Source organism: Pengzhenrongella sicca, assembly GCF_017569225.1.
Classification (GTDB): Bacteria; Actinomycetota; Actinomycetes; order Actinomycetales; family Cellulomonadaceae; genus Pengzhenrongella; species Pengzhenrongella sicca.
In genome coordinates this window covers 1,848,695-1,864,322 of record NZ_CP071868.1, presented here as the reverse complement: position 1 = coordinate 1,864,322, position 15,628 = coordinate 1,848,695, and the positions used below count along the sequence as shown (strand labels likewise).

Below are 15,628 nucleotides of genomic sequence, written 5' to 3'. Positions count from 1 at the left end.
TCGGCTCGAGATGGCGAACTCGAGGCGCGGGCCTCGCGGCGGCCGCGGCTCAGCGCACCGACTTCCGCTCGTAGAGCGCCATCGCCCACGCGTACCCGGCGACCGCGATCACGACGGACCACCCGACCGCGAGCGGAAGGTTCGAGCCGAGCGGCGTGCCGAGCAGCAGCCCGCGGATCGCCTCGATGAACGGTGTGAACGGCTGGTGCTCCGCGAACCACTGCATCCCGGCCGGCATCGACTCGGTCGGCACGAAGCCGCTGCCGAGGATCGGCAGCAGGGACAGCAGTAGCGGGAGGTTGCTCGCCGTCTCGACCGTCTTCGACTGCATCCCCATCGCCACCCCGACCCAGCTCACCGCGAACGAGATGGCCACGATCAGGCCCGCGACGCCGGCCCACTCGGCCGGCCCGGCCGTCGGGCGGAAGCCGGCGAGGATCCCGACTCCGAGCACCAGGGCGACCGCGATGATCGCCTGGATCGTGTTGCCGACCACGTGCCCGGCCAGGACGGCCGCGCGCGAGATCGACATGGTGCGGAACCGCGCCGTGATCCCTTCGGTCATGTCCATCGCGACGGTGATCGAGGCGCCGCTCGCGGTGCCGGCGATGGTGATCAGCAGGATCCCCGGCAGCACGTATGCGAGGTAGGCGTCGCGACCGGTGACGGCCGGGTCGACGCCGGGCAGGCCGGCCCCCAGCGTGCCGCCGAACACGAACACGAGCAGCACCAGGATCACTACCGGTCCGCCGATCGTGAAGATCGACAGGCCGGGGTAGCGCACGACGTGCAGCAGGTTGCGGCGCAGCATCGTGATGGCGTCGGCGAGGACGTGCGACGGGCCGCGGGTGCCGGTGGGCGCCGGGCGCCCGGCGGTGAGGGTGGTCATGACTGCGCTTCCTTCGCGTCGGCCCGGCCGGTGAGCGCGAAGAACACGTCATCGAGGTCCGGGGTGTGGATGGTGAGGTCGTCGACCTCGAGGTCGGCCGCGTCGAGGCGGTCCAGCACGGCTCGCAGCGCCCGGACCCCACCGTCGCTCGGCACGGTGAGCGCGAGCCCGGCGTCGTCGCGGATGGACCCGTCAAGCAGGCGCGCGGCGTCGTCGAGCGTCGCCGGGTCCGCGAACCGGAGCCGGAGGTGCCCGCCCGGCACGAGCCGCTTGAGCTCGTCCGGCGTCCCGGCGGCGACGATGCGGCCGCCGTCGAGCACCGCGATGCGGTCCGCGAGCTCGTCCGCCTCCGCGAGGTTCTGCGTGGTGAGCAGCACGGTCGTGCCGTCCGCGACCAGGCCTCGCACGATGTCCCACAGGGTGTGGCGGCTGCGCGGGTCCAGGCCCGTGGTGGGCTCGTCGAGGAAGAGCACGCTCGGGGTCGCGACGAGCGTCATCGCGAGGTCGAGGCGCCGTTTCATCCCGCCGGAGTAGGTGGCGAGCGGCTTGCGGGCCGACTCGACGAGATCGAACTGCTCGAGCAGCTCGGCCGTTCGGGTCCTCGAGCGCTTCCCCCCGAGGTGACGCAGCCGGGCCATCAGCAGCAGGTTCTCCTCGCCGGTGAGCAGGCTGTCGACGGCGGAGAACTGGCCGGTCAGGCCGATCACCGCGCGCACGCCCTCGGGATCGCGCACGACGTCGCACCCGTTCACCAGGGCGGCGCCGCCGTCGGGCCGCAGGAGCGTGGACAGGATGTGCACGGTCGTCGTCTTGCCGGCGCCGTTCGGCCCGAGCAGCGCGGTGACGGTGCCCGCGCGCACGGTGAGGTCGACGTCGTCGAGCACGACCTTCGTGCCGTAGGACTTGCGCAGCCCGCGGAGCTCGATCGCTGTGCTGGTCATCTCAGTGTTTCCCTTCTGCAGGTCGCGGGCGCTCATCGCGCCCGCCGGATGTCGACGTCGCCGCCCTGGAGGCGGGCACGCACCATGACTGTCTGCTCGGACGCGCCGGGCGCCCCCTCGCCGGCGAGCTCGTTGCGCACCCGGCCGCGCTTCGAGGACAGGTCGAGCCAGGCGGGGACGCCGGGCCGCACGCCGATGATGACGTGGCCGTAGCCGCTCTCGACCTGGATGGAGCCGCTGGACACCTCGTGCAGCGAGATGCTGCCGTAGGCGGTGTTCGCCGAGACCGAACCGAGTGCCTTCGTGATCTCGAGGTCCCCGTACGAAAGCTTCGCCTCAAGGTCGCCACCCGACTCGCCGACCTGGATGGACCCGTGCGACGCCTTGAGGATCGAGTCCCCCGTGACCGAGCCGACCCGGATCTGGCCGTGGTCGGCCGTGATCTCGAGCCCACCGTCGGCGACGGCGACGCTCGCGTTGCCGTGCCCCGCGCGCATCCAGAGATCGCCGGTGGCGTCGACGTCGACGGGACCCATCGAGCACTTGATGCGGGTCGCGCCGAGGCGGCCGACGGTGCGCACGCCGCCCATGGCGGCCTCGGCGGTGAGCCGCGACCCCGCCGGCAGCTCGATCTTGAGGTCGACGGACTCGGTGGGGCCGATGACGGCGAAGCGGGCCTTCGGGCCGGTGATGGTCAGCCGGAGCCCGTCGAAGTCGACCTTGGTCTCCTCGGCGCCGCGACGGTCGACCGCGCGGTCCGGGTTTGTCGGCGACACGGTGACGACCGTGTCGCCGCGGTCGCTGGCGTAGACCTCGATCGCGCCGACCTGGAGGTTGATGGCCAGGTCGATGAGGGAGGGAGTGGTGAACGTAGGCATGCGAGCGCCTTCCTCTCGGTGAGCGTGCTTGTCCGACCCCGCGGGTCCGCGGGGTTGACGATCGATGTGGGGGCCTGACGGTTGGGCCCGTCGGTGTGGGGCCCGTCGGTGTGGGGCCCGTCGGTGTGGGGCGGAGCGGGCTAGCGCGCCCAGCCCGCGAAGTTGTCGCCGGTGCGCAGCGTGCGCTGCGCGGATCGGCGCTGCTTGGGCTGGAGCGCGGCGGCAACCGCGCGGACCAGCCAGGTGTTGACGGACAGGCCGTCCGCCGCCGCCGCCTCGTCGACCCGCGCCTTGAGGGCGTCCGGCAGCCGCAGCGTCGTGCGCGAGGTGCTCACGTCGTCGAGCTCGACGGTCGCGGCGGGCCGCTCGTCGGCCTCGACCTCGGCGCTGGCCTGGGTGACCACGAACTCGACCTCGCGTCCGCGCAGCCGCAGGTCCACCGAGCCGGGCGCGAGGTCCCGGGTGATCTCGCCGGCCGCGGCCGACAGCGCGTCGAGCAGCACGAGCCGCGTCGCGGCGTCCAGCCCGGCGGCCAGCCGTTCGGCGACGGCGCGGGACTCCTCTGCGCCGTTCGCCGCCGATTCCACCAGCTGGCGCTGGAGGTCGCTGATGTACTGCCCGAGTTCCATGGCGCCATCCTGACACCATCATGGTGTCACGTCAAGCGAATGTGGTGTCAGGTTCTGGTGTCAGGTTCGCGGCGGGGCGCCAGGGCCGCCCGTCGCTCGCGCCCGACGCCTGCGGGCACGGTCGAGCCGGCCCAGAGGTCGACGTCGGTGCACCCCTCCGCGCAGTACGTCCCGCAAGCGGGGCACACCCAGACCAGGTGGTGCCGCGCCGTCGTGCACGAGCACGTCACGGACCGCTGCCGCGGGCGGCCCGGCCCATCGAGCGTCCAGCGGTGCCCGCGCGGGCAGCCGGCGGGCGGGATCAGCTCGTACCCGGCGCGGGTGCGCCGCCACCGCGACCAGTCGACCTCCACCATCATCGAACAAGTGTACGACTCGCGTCACCGCCCGCCGGCGCCTTCCCACCCGGCGCCTTCCCACCCGGCGCCGTCCCGCCCGGCGCCGGCGCGGCGCGCGCGAGCCGCCTGGCGGACCAGGTGGTCGCGCTCGGGCACGGTCGTCGCCCGGCGCGCGGCCTCGGCGTACGCCGCCGCGGCGGCGGGCAGGTCGCCGCCCAGCTCGTGCAGGTGCCCGCGGACGGCGTGCCAGCGGTGCCGCTCGCCGATCACGTCGCGCAGCCGCTCGGTCTCGCGCAGGCCGGCGGCCGCGCCGTGGACGTGCCCCACCGCGACCGCGCGCCCGAGCACCGCCGCGGGGTCCTGCCGCGCGGGGTCGTCGGCGAGGGCCACGAGGTCGTCGTACCAGGCGAGGATCTGCGGCCAGTCGGTCTCCTGGGCGCGCGCCGCGTCGTCGTGCAGGGCAGCGATGGCTGCCTCGACCTGGTAGCGGCCGGGACGCTGCTCGGCCAGCGCCGACTGCAGCACCCGCACGCCCTCGGCGATCTCGCGGTTGTCCCACAGTGCGCGGTCCTGTCGGTCGAGCGTGACGATGCGACCCTCGGGATCGAGTCGCGCCGGGAGGCGAGCGTGGTTGAGGAGCATCAGCGCGAGCAGCCCGCGCGCCTCCGGCTCCGGCGTGGCCAGGGTGAGCTGGCGGGCGAGCCGGATCGCCTCGCCGGCCAGGTCGACCCGGCCCGCGTGGCCGGCCGCGTAGACGAGGTAGAGCACGCGCAGCACGACGGCGACGTCGCCGGGCCGGTCCAGCCGGCGCCCCTGAAGTGCGCGCTTGGCCCGGCTAATCCGCTGCGCCATCGTCGCCTCCGGCACGTAGAAGGCGTCGGCGATCTCCCGGGTCGTCAGGCCGCCGACGGCGCGCAGGGTCAACGCCACCTGGGACGCGGGGGTCAGGTCCGGGTGACAGCAGCAGAAGAGCAGGAAGAGGGTGTCGTCGCCCTCCTCGGTAGCCGCGGGCCGCGGCTCGGCCCGCGTCGCCTCGTCGCGGCGTCGGCGCGCGGCGTCGCTGCGGCGGGCGTCGATCAGCCGGCGCGTCGCGACCGAGGTCAGCCACGCGCGCGGGTCGCGGGGTGGGTGCTCGGGCCACGCCCGCAACGCCTCGACCAGGGCCTCCTGCAGCGCGTCCTCGGCCGCGTCGAAGTCCTCGCCCCGGCGAACCAGCCCCGCGAGCACCCGCGGGACGAGGGCGCGCAGCGCGCCCTCGTCCCACCGCGGCGCCGGGTCGCCGACCATGCCGGGTCAGTCGCCCGCGCCGGTCAGTCGCCCGCCGGTGCGCCGGACATGACCTCGCGGATGTCGATCCACTCGTACAGCGGGGTCCCGCCCGGGCCGGGCTCGGACGAGACGTACGCCGCGACCTCGACCGCTCGCTCGTGCGACTCGACGTCGATCAGGTACCAGCCCGCCACGAGGTCGCTGGTCTCGGGCAGCGGGCCGTCGGACGTGACCGGCGCGGCGTCGGGGCCGCCGTAACGCACCCAGGTGCGCTCCGGCGTGAGCGCCTGCGCGTCGACGAACTCGCCGTTCTTCTCGAGCAGCTCGCCGACGTGCGAGAGGAACGCCATGTGCGCCTCCACGTCCTCGGGCGCCCACTGGTCCATCGGGGGCACCCGGCGGTGCGGTTCCGGGCCTCCGCGGTAGTGCTTGAGGAGCAGGTACTTCGGCATGCGGATCTCCTGGGGTCGGGGGCCGCGGCGGTCGCGGCCCGTCACGTGGTGAGCGGAGCCGGTCGGAGGTTCTCGACATGAAATCACTCTTCGGTCTCGGCGTCCCGCGGACCCCGCGCGGGCCCGTCACCGGCGCCCTATCGTCGCGGGCCCGTCCCGGGCGCCCTATCGTGTGGTGACGCAGGCCCGACGGAAGGCGAAACGATGGTCTACGACGAGAACCTGGCGGTCCGGATCCGCGCGACGCTGCCGGCCGACGCGCTCATCGACGAGCACAAGATGTTTGGCGGCCTGGTCTTCATGCTCGACGGCCACATGTGCTGCGGCGTCGTCAAGGACTCCCTCATGCTGCGGCTGGGTCCCGAACGCGCCGAGCGCGCCCTCGCCGAGCCCCACGTGCGGCCGATGGACCTCACGAAGCGACCGATGCCAGGTATGGTCCTCGTCGACCCGCCGGGGCTGGACGACGCCGGCCTGCAGGGCTGGGTCGACGTCGCCGCTGGCTTCGCGCGGCAGCCACCCGCTCGACGGCCATAGTCCCTGGCCAGCGCGGTCCCGGCGGAGGAGTATTGGGCGAGCACGATGGCGAGCATGGCGAAGGCACGGCGGCGAGCACGTGGCGAGCACGGTGGAGAGCACGGTGCCGTCACCTCGATGGGGAGGCTGAGATGGGTTCGCACCACAAGAGCACCGATGGCACCGAGCGCACCGCGAAGCGGCACGTCGTCCAGAAGCTCTACCGGCTCGTCGTCCTGGGCCTGGCGATCACCGCCGTGGTCAAGGAGGTGCGCACCCCGGCGCAGGAGCGGACCTGGCACGGCGTCGTCGCCGGCTTCGTCCCCTACGACTTCCGGGTCCCGACCCTCGCGCGGCTCCGCGAGCGGGTGTGGAACCCCGAGAGCGAACACCTCGTCGGTCCGCGCGCGTTCGGCGTCGGCTGGACCCTCAACGCCGGCCGCCTGGTCGCGCTCGCGCGCGAGAGGGTCGCCGCGGCGGGCTGATCGACGGCGCCCGAGCCCCGATCCGGCGCGCGGGAACGCGCCGCCAGTCGAAGAGTCCGCCCGCAGCCGGGCGCCCTGAAGAATCTCGCGGGGGCGGAGACGGGCCCCTACAACGTTTTCGGTCGCCCGCGCGTCCATAGGGTGATGCAGCAATCACCCGGCCCGCAGGGGGCCCACAGGAGCGTGGGATGTGGAGTCGAGAATGGCTGAACGTGTGGCCGACCGCGTGATGGCAGACCTGGCACGGGAGCGAGGTGGGGCCTTGGTTAACTACGCCGTCCTGCTGACCGGCGACTCGGCCGCGGCCCAGGATCTGGTCCAAGACGCCTTCGTGAAAGTCTTCGTCCGCCTCCGGACCGGCTTCACACCGGACGCGGCCGAGGCATACGTGCGCCGCGCGATCCTGACGCTGTACGTGGACGGGTATCGGCGCCGCCAGCGGTGGGCGTCGGTGCGCCACCTCGTCGCGGCCGGTCCGCAAGAGCGGAGTCGCGAGATGGAGTTCGCGGACCGGATCGACCTGCGGGCCGCCCTGGCTGGACTGTCGCCCCAAGAACGGGCGTGCGTGGTGCTTCGGTTCTACGAGGACCTCCGGGTCGCCGACGTCGCTGCCCAGATGCACCTCGCCGAGGGCACAGTCAAGCGCTACCTGAGCAACGCGGTGCACAAGCTCGAGACCACGCTCGGGCCGATGCGCGAGCTGCACCCGCTCGACGACGAGATGGTCGTCGTGGACCGCGTGCACCCGACCACGACGGCGAGGGGCTGATCATGGACTTCGACCTCCGGCGGGGTATGCGCGAGCTCGGCGACGACCCCGGGGCCGATGGCGACCTTCCGATCGACGCGATCATTCGCCGGGTGCACCGCCGCCGAGTCCTGCGCGCATCCGCGCTCGGATCGGTCGGCATGGGCGTCATCGGCGCGATCGTGCTCATCGGCGTCGCGGTCGCACCGCACCAGGTGGCACCACCGGCGGCGCCGGTCCCCACCTCGACGCCGAGGCCCACCACGCCAAGCCCTGTCGCCTCGAGCCCAGTACCGGACGACGATCCCGCGCCGCTGCCGAGCACCCCGCCCGAGGCCAGCGCCGGGGAGCCCACGGCCGACCAGGTCGACAAGCTCGACGAGCTCGACGAGCTCGCCGTCCAATGGCAGACGCTCGACGATGGCTGCCGTGATGAGAGCACGGACACGAGCCTTGCCGCGTGCGCCGCACGGGACGAGCTTGGCAAGCAGATCGCTTCCGCCACCTTCGAGGCATATGCGACGGCCTGGACGACCAACGACGACGAGCTGATGACGGCGCTCACCTCGTCCGAATCGCGGCCCTTCATGGCCCACTTCATGGCGCTGACCCCCGTGGCGCGGCCGGAACCCGGCTGTCTCGCCTACGTCGCCTACGACCCCGCGGTCGGGTCCCTCAGCTGCCTCGTGGAGGTCGAGGAGTACAGGGACAAGGCGTGGATGATTGTCGCCGCCGTTGCCCCGGACCAGGACGGTCGGTGGCGGGTGACGCCCGGGGAGATCGGTATCGAGTAGGACCCGCGCCACCGTAGAGGGAATGCCCGGTACGCCCTAGATTTCGAGGCACCGGATCTGAGGACACTCCCGACGCCGCGGCGAAAGGTTGCCGACATGCGTGGTCGCCTGAACGAGCTCCTCCTGCCCGCGGTCCAGCGGCGCACGCTCGACGAGCTCACTGGCGACGTCGACCTGACGGCCGGCGACGCGGCCTCGAAGCGGTCGGCGTTCTGGACGATGCTCTCGCTCTCGGCGATCATCGCTGCGGCCGGCGTCCTGTCCGACTCCACCGCGACGGTCATCGGCGCGATGATCATCGCTCCCCTGTCCACGCCGATCATGGGCATCGCCCTCGGCGTCGTGCTCCGCGACGCCCGGCTGACGGGACGATCGGTGCGGTACGTCGTGCTCGGCGGCTGCCTCGTCGTGCTGCTCGGGCTGCTCGCCGCCGTCGTGATGCCCGGAGACGTGAACCTGTTCACGAACGGCCAGATCACCGGACGGACCTCCCCCGGGCTGCTCGACCTCGTCGCGGCGGTGGCTACGGGGGCCGCCGGCTCCGTGGCGCTCGCCCGCCGAGACGTCGCCGCGGTGCTGCCCGGCGTCGCGATCGCGATCTCCCTGGTGCCCCCGCTCGTGGTCGTCGGCGTCTGCCTCGGGCAGGGCTCCGGGGTCCTGGCCCTCGGCGCCCTGGTGCTCTTCGGGTCGAACGTCGTCGCCCTCGTGCTCGTCGGGATCCTCGTGTTCACCGCGACCGGGTACGCCACGGAAATTTCCGCCGCGACGCACTCCGCCGCGACGGCGCTGTCCCCGCGGCGGGCCTTCGCCGCCATCGGCACGGTGCTCCTGCTGGTGCTCGTGCCGCTGGTGGCCAACTCCGTCGTCGCCTACGCCCTGTCGGTCTGGACCGACCGCGTCACGGTGGCCGCCGAGCAGTGGATCTCGGGCGTTCCTGGCGGCCGCGTCGACCTCGTCGAGCTCACCTCCGGGACGTTCTACGTGCACGTGCGCACCCCGGGCGACCTCCCCGCCGTCGACGACCTGATCAGCGACCTCGACGGGCAGGTGCCGGACGGGCTGGCCGTCGTCGTGACCACGCTGGTCGGCGAGGACAAGGACGCGGCCGTCATCGGCGACTAGACCGGCCGCACTATCCTGACGCGATCCAGGGCACCGAGGCCAGCAGGAGGATGGATGCACACCGACCAGTCGCGGGTCGATGACCTCATCGCCCGGATGACCCCGGCCGAGAAGGCCGGGCAGCTCACGCAGTACTTCTACTTCCGGCTGCCGCCGGGGGCGACGCCGGCGCTCGACTTCGACGCCGACGCGCAGCCCGCGCAGGTCGAGGCGGCGCTGCGCGACGGCGCGGCCGGCTCGTTGCTGTTCGTGGCCGACCCGGCGCAGATCAACCGACTCCAGCGCCTGGCCATCGAGGGCAACCGGCTCGGCATCCCGGCGCTGTTCGGCTTCGACGTGATCCACGGCCTGCGCACGATCCTGCCAGTGCCGATCGCGATGGCGGCGTCCTGGGATCCCGTGACGATCGCGCGCGGGCAGGCCGTCGCGGCCCGCGAGGCCCGCGCCGTCGGTATCCACTGGACGTTCGCGCCCATGGTCGACGTCGCGCGCGACCCGCGGTGGGGCCGGATCGTCGAGGGCGCCGGCGAGGACCCGTTCCTCGGCGCCGCGGTGGCCGTCGCCCAGGTCCGCGGCTTCCAGGGCGCCGAGGTGGGCGCGCCCGAGCACGTCATCGCCGGCCCCAAGCACTTCGCCGGGTACGGCGCCGCCCTCGGTGGGCGCGACTACGACGAGGTCAACCTCTCCGACTCCGAGCTGTGGAACGTGTACTTCCCGCCGTTCCGGGCCGCCGTCGAGGCGGGCGCCGGCAACGTGATGACCGCCTACATGGCCCTTAACGGCGTCCCGGCGGCGGGCAGCCGGTGGCTGTTCACCGAGTTGCTACGCGAGACCTGGGGGTTTACGGGCTTCGTGGTCAGCGACGCGAACGTCGCGCGCAGCCTCGTGACCCACGGCTTCGCGGCGGACCTGACCGACGCCGCCGCGCGCGCGGTCACCGCCGGGGTGGACCTGGAGATGGCGATCGAGGACCCCGCCTGCGCGCACCTGCCCGCGGCGCTGGAGTCGGGGGCCGCGAGCGCCGCGTCGGTCGACGCGAGCGTGCGGCGCGTGCTCGAGGCGAAGGTCCGGATGGGACTGTTCGACGCGCCGTTCGTCGACGAGGAGCGGGCCCGCGAGGTGCTCGCTGACCCGGCGCACCGCGACGTCGCGCGCGTCGCCGCCGAGCGGTCGGCCGTGCTCCTGCGCAACGAGGGCGCCCTGCTGCCGCTCGACGCCGGCGCGCTGAGCTCGATCGCCGTCATCGGCCCGTTGGCGGACTCCCCGCGCGACACCCTCGGGCCGTGGGTCTTCGACTACGACCTGGACGAGACCGTCACGGTTGTCGCCGGCATCCGGGCGCGGGCCGGCGCGGGCATACGGGTCGAGCACGCCCGGGGCGTGCCCGTCGTGCAGCGGGAGTTCCCCTCGCTGTTCGACATGTTCGGGCGCAACACGCCCGCGGATCCGCCCGGGTTCGACGACGCCGCCGAGCTCACCGCCGCCGTCGATCTCGCCCGCGGGGCGGACGTCGCGGTCGTCGTCGTCGGCGAGTGGCAGAACATGATCGGCGAGGGCGCGTCGCGGTCCTCACTCGACCTGCCGGGGCGCCAGCTCGAGCTGCTGCAGGCCGTCGTCGAGACCGGAACTCCCGTGGTGCTGCTGGTCATGAATGGCCGGCCGCTGGACCTGCGCTGGCCCGCCGCGCACGTGCCGGCGATCCTCGACATCTGGTACCCCGGCACGCAGGGCGGCGCCGCAACGGCGAACCTGCTCTTCGGGGACGTCTCCCCCGGCGGCAAGCTCCCCTTCACCTGGCCGCGCACTGTCGGGCAGGTGCCGCTCGTGTACTCGCACCTGCGCTCGCACGAGCCCGAGAACCAGGAGCGCCGGTACTGGGACGAGGCCAGCACACCGCTGTTCCCGTTCGGGCACGGCCTGAGCTACGGCCACGTCGAGTACGCCGGCCTGAGCGTCGACCGGCCGACCGTGACCGCCGACGAGACCGTGATCGTGTCCGTGCAGGTCACCAACACCGGCGAGCGCGCCGCCGACGAGGTCGTCCAGGTCTACCTGCACCAGCGGCACGGCTCCGCAGCGCGCCCGGTCCGCGAGCTCAAGGGCTTCGAGCGGGTCGCGCTCGCCGCCGGTCAGTCGCGCACGCTCACGTTCTCGATCGGTCCGGCCGAACGGCGCTACTGGAACGCGGCCGCCCACGACTGGGTGAGCGACGCCTCGACCTTCGACGTCTGGGCCGGCGGCGACTCGACCGCGCCGCTGACCACGACCTTCGAGGTCAGCCCCGCGTAGGCGCGACCCCGCTGCCGTACTCGTCGCTGCCGAGCACGTCGAGGCGGCCCGCGAGCGCGGCGAGCGAGTCCAGGCGGCGGGACTCCGGAACGCGCGCGAGCCGCCGCGGGTCGATCAGGAAGGCCCGGATCCCGTGCCGCTGCGGACCCACGAAGTCCGCGAGGTAGGTGTCGCCCACGAACAGCGCCGAGCCGGGGCCGATCCCGCACGCCGCGAGCGCGGCGGCGTAGATCGCTGGGTGCGGCTTGCGCTTGCCGACGCCGATCGAGGTGACGACGGTCTCGACGAGCGACTCCGCGCCCATCGCTGCCAGGTGGGACTGCACCTGGTCGACGTCGTGGGTGTTCGAGACGATCGCGAGGGTGAACCGCCGGCCGAGGCCCTCGAGGACGTCGACCATGCCTGCCGGATAGCCGACGCCGCGGTTCCAGTCGACCTGGTACGCCCGCGCGCCCGCCTCGATCTCACCGGCGGCGGGCGATCGGCCCAGGATCGCCTCCAGCGCCACGCGCGCGACGTCGGTCAGCGCGAACTCGTCGAGGCTCTCGGCCGTGTCCCCGGTGAGCCGATCGAACGCCGCCGACCAGGCCGCCCGGGACTGCTCCGGCGTCAGCGCGGATCCCATCGCCGCGGTCAGCGCGTGCGTGCGCTCGAACCCCTCGGCCGAGTGAAACGGCGAGTTCTCGACGACGGTGCCGAAGAAGTCGAGGAGCAGGTGGGTCGGTGGCGCCAGCATGCGACCAGGGTCCCATTCCGCGCGTGCGGCGGTCCCGCGTGTGGGAGAGTCCGACCTGTGCTGACGGCCCTGGTCGAGCGGATCGACGCGTTCAACGCCGCGCACCCGTGGAGCCACAACGACCACTACCACCGCTGGATCATGCGGCAGCTTCCCGCGCACGTGCGCACGGCCCTCGACGTCGGCTGCGGCACCGGGAACCTGGTCCGGGCGTTGGCGGGTCGGGCGGACGCGGTCTTGGGCATTGACGCCGATCGCGGGGTGGTCGACGTCGCCCGCGGGCTCTCGACGGGCTGCCCCGCCGCGTCGTTCGCCGCGATCGACCTGCGCGACCTGGCCGACCTGCGCGACCTTGCCGACCTGCGCGACCTGGCCGACGCGCCGGGTGACGGGTACGACGTCGTCACCGCGGTCGCCGTCGTGCACCACCTCCCGCTCGAGGCCGCGCTCACGGGCCTGCGCGCGCTGCTCGCGCCGGGCGGCACGCTCGTGATCGTCGGCTGCTACCGGGCGGCGACGCGAGCGGACCGGCTGGTCGAGGCCGTGGCCGTCCCGGCGAACGTGATCGTCGGCCTGGCCCGTTCGAACCGCTTCAGGTCGAACCGCTCGGCCGCGGCGCGGGTCGCGATGGCGGCGCCCACCGCGGCCCCGGACACCACGCTCGCCGAGATCGCGGCCGCGGCGGCGCGGGTCCTGCCAGGCGCACGCGTGCGCCGGCGCCTGTTCTGGCGCTACTCGCTGACGTTCACCGCCGCCGGCTCGCCAGCGGTGGGCCCGCCCGCCGCGGCAGCGGCGTAGCGCCGGGCCAGCTGCGCGAACGCCTGCGTGAGCTCGGGCGGTCCGATCACCTCGATGTCGGCGTCGAACCGGCCGAGGGTGGCTGCCAGGCCGGGCCACGACCACGAGCCCGTGACGAGCCGGCAGCGGTCCGGGCCGAGGGCCTCGACGAGCCCGTCCCGCGAGTAGGCCGACACGACGCCGGCGGGCAGGTCGAGGATCACCTCGCCGCGGCACGCCCACGCGCCGGCGTCCTGCCCGCCAGGGTTCTGCCCGCCAGAGCCCTGCCCGCCAGAGCCCTGGAACCTACTGAGGACGAACGCGGCGACGCTGGCGCCGGGCAGGTCTCGCGGGACGAAGCGGGGGCCGGTGGGGGTCCGCGGCGCGATGCGGTCGGCGCGGAAGGTGCGCCAGTCGTCGCGGTCGAGATCCCACGCGACGAGGTACCAGCGGCCGCCCCAGGTGATCAGGTGGTGCGGCTGCACCCGCCGCGGCGGCGGCTCGGGCCGGTCGGCGCCGACGTCGGCGCCGTGGTCGTCGCCAGCGGCGTAGTCGAAGCGCAGCACCTCGCGGGCGCCGACGGCGGCGCTCAGCGACACGAGCACGGCGGCGTCGGCCTGGGGGGTCGGCCGGCCCGCGGGCCTCTCGACGGCCGTGAACTGCAGCGTGTCGATCCGGCGCCGCAGGCGCGCCGGCATGGTCTGCCGGACGGTCTGCAGCGCTCGCGCCGCGGCCTCCTCGATGCCGGCGCCGGCGGTCGTGGCGGTCTGGAGCGCGACGGCGAGGGCCACCGCCTGCTCGTCGTCGAACAGCAGCGGCGGCAGCTCGGTGCCCGCGTCGAGGCGGTACCCGCCGTCCGGGCCCCGGGTGGCCACGATGCGATAGCCGAGCTCGCGCAGGCGGTCGACGTCCCGGCGCACCGTGCGCGGGCTGATGTCCAGCCGCTCGCAGAGCACGGCCCCCGGCCAGTCCCGGCGCGCCTGGAGCAACGAGAGCAGCGACAGCAGTCGCGCGGAGGTCTTCTGCACAGCTCCGATGCTGCCACGAGAAGCGGCCACATCCTGGCCACTTTGGTTGCGAGTGTTGTCCCTGACCGAAGCCCACAACGACGTCCCCGACGACAGTCCCCCACCATAGGAGTCCTCATGACCATCACCACCGTCGCTCACCTCAACCTGCGGGGCACGGCGCGCGCCGCGCTCGAGTTCTACGCGTCAGTCTTCGGCGGCGACCTCGTCGCCGTCACCTACGCCGACGCCGGGAACGTCGCGCGGCCCGACGAGGCCGACCAGCTCATGTGGGGCCAGGTGACCTCCGACGCCGGGTTCGAGGTCATGGCGTACGACGTCCCCGCGGAACGGGCGTGGGACCCGGGGGTGAACGCGTACTTCATCTCCGTCCGCGGCCGGTCGGCCGACGAGATCACCGCCTACTGGGAGCGGCTCAGCGCGGGCGCCACCGTCCTCGCGCCCCTGGCGCCGGCGGGCTGGGCACCCCTGTACGGGATGCTCCGGGACCAGTTCGGCGTGACGTGGGTGCTCGACGTCGCGGCCGAGTACGCGCCGGCCTGACCCGCGATGCCCCGCCGAGCACGACCTGTCCTGACCAGGAGATCATGACCCGATGACCGTTCTCGACTCCCGAGCGCTCGGTCGGGCGACGCTCGCCCGGCAGCTGCTGCTCGAGCGCGCGGAGGTGCCGGCGCTCGACGCCGTCGCGCACCTCGGCGGCCTGCAGGCCCAGGAGCCGCAGGAGCCGTTCGTCGGGCTCTGGTCGCGGCTGCGCTCGTTCGAGCCGGCGCAGCTCTCGGCGCTCGTGACGGACCGGCGGGTGGTGCGCACCCACCTCATGCGCCGCACGGTCCACCTCGTCACGGCCGACGACGCGGTGGCCTGGCGGGCCCGGCACGACGCGATGCTGCGCCAGCGGGTGCTGGGGGTCTATCGCGGCGAGCTCGACGGGGTCGACCTCGACGAGCTCGCCGCCGCGGGCCGGGCGGTCCTGGCCGACGGCGTGCCCCGGTCCATGCCGGAGCTCGCCCGCGCGGTGGCCGGGCGGTGGCCGACGCCGGCGCCGCGTGCGCTCGGCGAGATGCTGGTCGCCGCCCTCATCCCGATGGCACAGCTGCCGCCGCGCGGGCTGTGGCGCACGCGGGCGGGCGTGCGCAACGTCCCGCTCGCGGCGTGGCTGGGCCGGGAGATCGACCCGCCGGCGCCCGCGGGCACCGATCCGGTCGGCGCGGCGCTGGTGCGGCGGTACCTCGCCGCGTTCGGGCCGGCGGCCACGGCGGACGTGCGCATGTGGTCGGGCCTCGCCGGGCTGCCCGCCGCCGTCGCCGCGGTGCGCGCGGAGCTGGTCACGTTTCGCGACGAGCGCGGCCGCGAGCTCCTCGACCTCCCCGACGCGCCCCGCCCCGACCCGGACACCCCGGCGCCGGTCCGGTTCCTCCCCGCGTTCGACAACGCGATCCTCGGGTACGACGACCGCACGCGGATCGTCGACGACGCCCATCGCGGGGTGTCGGTCGCGGGCGAGCGCGTCGTGCTCGTCGACGGCCGGGTCGCCGCGACCTGGACCGTCGAGGCGGGAACCGTCGTCGCCACGCCCCTGCGCCGGTTCTCGCGGGCCGACCGCGCCGCCGTCGCCGACGAGGGACGGGCCCTCGCGACGTTCCTGTCCGACGGCGAGAGCCACCGGGCGCGAGTAGCGGCGGCTCCTCGCTAAGAACCGGGCTGTTCCGGTCGATGTGGTCATCAACCTGCTCG

At 73.9% G+C, this 15,628-nt stretch carries 18 protein-coding genes; 9 read left to right on the top strand and 9 right to left on the bottom strand.

The window, feature by feature from the left end; genetic code table 11:
• Positions 1–49: 49 nt before the first annotated feature.
• The 7 genes from J4E96_RS08545 to J4E96_RS08515 form a co-directional block, all read right to left on the bottom strand.
• Positions 50–889, bottom strand: a complete 840-nt coding sequence (locus tag J4E96_RS08545; RefSeq protein WP_227425328.1) for an ABC transporter permease — start codon at positions 887–889, stop codon at positions 50–52.
• Positions 886–1,830, bottom strand: a complete 945-nt coding sequence (locus tag J4E96_RS08540; protein ID WP_227425327.1) for an ATP-binding cassette domain-containing protein — start codon at positions 1,828–1,830, stop codon at positions 886–888. The genes J4E96_RS08545 and J4E96_RS08540 overlap by 4 nt, the downstream gene beginning before the upstream one ends.
• A gap of 32 nt (positions 1,831–1,862) precedes the next feature.
• On the bottom strand, positions 1,863–2,708 hold the full coding sequence (locus J4E96_RS08535) for a DUF4097 family beta strand repeat-containing protein (protein ID WP_227425326.1): 846 nt from the start codon (positions 2,706–2,708) through the stop codon (positions 1,863–1,865).
• 140 nt (positions 2,709–2,848) lie between these two features.
• Positions 2,849–3,337 carry a toxin-antitoxin system HicB family antitoxin gene (locus J4E96_RS08530; protein WP_227425325.1) on the bottom strand — a complete coding sequence of 163 codons (489 nt, stop codon included), beginning with the start codon at positions 3,335–3,337 and terminating at the stop codon, positions 2,849–2,851.
• A gap of 47 nt (positions 3,338–3,384) precedes the next feature.
• Entirely contained in the window at positions 3,385–3,696 is a 312-nt protein-coding gene (locus J4E96_RS08525; protein ID WP_227425324.1) for a hypothetical protein, read from the bottom strand.
• 21 nt (positions 3,697–3,717) lie between these two features.
• Positions 3,718–4,962, bottom strand: a complete 1,245-nt coding sequence (locus J4E96_RS08520) for an RNA polymerase sigma factor (protein ID WP_227425323.1) — start codon at positions 4,960–4,962, stop codon at positions 3,718–3,720.
• Between the two features lie 23 nt (positions 4,963–4,985).
• Positions 4,986–5,396 carry a YciI family protein gene (locus J4E96_RS08515; RefSeq protein WP_227425322.1) on the bottom strand — a complete coding sequence of 137 codons (411 nt, stop codon included), beginning with the start codon at positions 5,394–5,396 and terminating at the stop codon, positions 4,986–4,988.
• A 204-nt stretch (positions 5,397–5,600) separates the two neighbouring features.
• On the opposite strand from J4E96_RS08515, the gene J4E96_RS08510 reads away from it, so the two are divergent.
• The 6 genes from J4E96_RS08510 (at position 5,601) to J4E96_RS08485 (ending at position 11,350) form a co-directional block, all read left to right on the top strand.
• Entirely contained in the window at positions 5,601–5,933 is a 333-nt protein-coding gene (locus tag J4E96_RS08510; RefSeq protein WP_227425321.1) for a TfoX/Sxy family protein, read from the top strand.
• A 131-nt stretch (positions 5,934–6,064) separates the two neighbouring features.
• Positions 6,065–6,397 (top strand): DUF5808 domain-containing protein, encoded by a 333-nt coding sequence (locus J4E96_RS08505; RefSeq protein WP_227425320.1) that lies wholly within the window; start codon positions 6,065–6,067, stop codon positions 6,395–6,397.
• A 202-nt stretch (positions 6,398–6,599) separates the two neighbouring features.
• A complete protein-coding gene (locus tag J4E96_RS08500; protein WP_227425319.1) occupies positions 6,600–7,166 on the top strand; it encodes a sigma-70 family RNA polymerase sigma factor in 567 nt (188 codons plus the stop codon).
• 2 nt (positions 7,167–7,168) lie between these two features.
• On the top strand, positions 7,169–7,939 hold the full coding sequence (locus tag J4E96_RS08495) for a hypothetical protein (RefSeq protein WP_227425318.1): 771 nt from the start codon (positions 7,169–7,171) through the stop codon (positions 7,937–7,939).
• Between the two features lie 96 nt (positions 7,940–8,035).
• Complete coding sequence (locus tag J4E96_RS08490) at positions 8,036–9,061, top strand: TIGR00341 family protein (protein WP_227425317.1); 1,026 nt, start codon at positions 8,036–8,038, stop codon at positions 9,059–9,061.
• Between the two features lie 54 nt (positions 9,062–9,115).
• A complete protein-coding gene (locus tag J4E96_RS08485) occupies positions 9,116–11,350 on the top strand; it encodes a glycoside hydrolase family 3 N-terminal domain-containing protein (RefSeq protein ID WP_227425316.1) in 2,235 nt (744 codons plus the stop codon).
• Here the strand turns inward: J4E96_RS08485 and J4E96_RS08480 are convergent.
• Entirely contained in the window at positions 11,337–12,086 is a 750-nt protein-coding gene (locus J4E96_RS08480) for an HAD family hydrolase (protein WP_227425315.1), read from the bottom strand. The two genes, J4E96_RS08485 and J4E96_RS08480, sit on opposite strands and share 14 nt — an antisense overlap.
• Positions 12,087–12,143: 57 nt before the next feature.
• Between J4E96_RS08480 and J4E96_RS08475 the strand changes: the two genes are divergently transcribed.
• Positions 12,144–12,884 carry a class I SAM-dependent methyltransferase gene (locus tag J4E96_RS08475; RefSeq protein WP_227425314.1) on the top strand — a complete coding sequence of 247 codons (741 nt, stop codon included), beginning with the start codon at positions 12,144–12,146 and terminating at the stop codon, positions 12,882–12,884.
• Here J4E96_RS08475 and J4E96_RS08470 read toward each other — a convergent pair.
• On the bottom strand, positions 12,818–13,891 hold the full coding sequence (locus tag J4E96_RS08470) for a helix-turn-helix transcriptional regulator (RefSeq protein ID WP_227425313.1): 1,074 nt from the start codon (positions 13,889–13,891) through the stop codon (positions 12,818–12,820). The genes J4E96_RS08475 and J4E96_RS08470 overlap by 67 nt on opposite strands.
• Positions 13,892–14,008: 117 nt before the next feature.
• Between J4E96_RS08470 and J4E96_RS08465 the strand changes: the two genes are divergently transcribed.
• Positions 14,009–14,434, top strand: coding sequence for a VOC family protein (locus J4E96_RS08465; protein ID WP_227425312.1), 426 nt, complete (start codon positions 14,009–14,011; stop codon positions 14,432–14,434).
• 52 nt (positions 14,435–14,486) lie between these two features.
• Positions 14,487–15,587 carry a winged helix DNA-binding domain-containing protein gene (locus tag J4E96_RS08460; protein WP_227425311.1) on the top strand — a complete coding sequence of 367 codons (1,101 nt, stop codon included), beginning with the start codon at positions 14,487–14,489 and terminating at the stop codon, positions 15,585–15,587.
• Positions 15,588–15,628 lie beyond the last annotated feature (41 nt).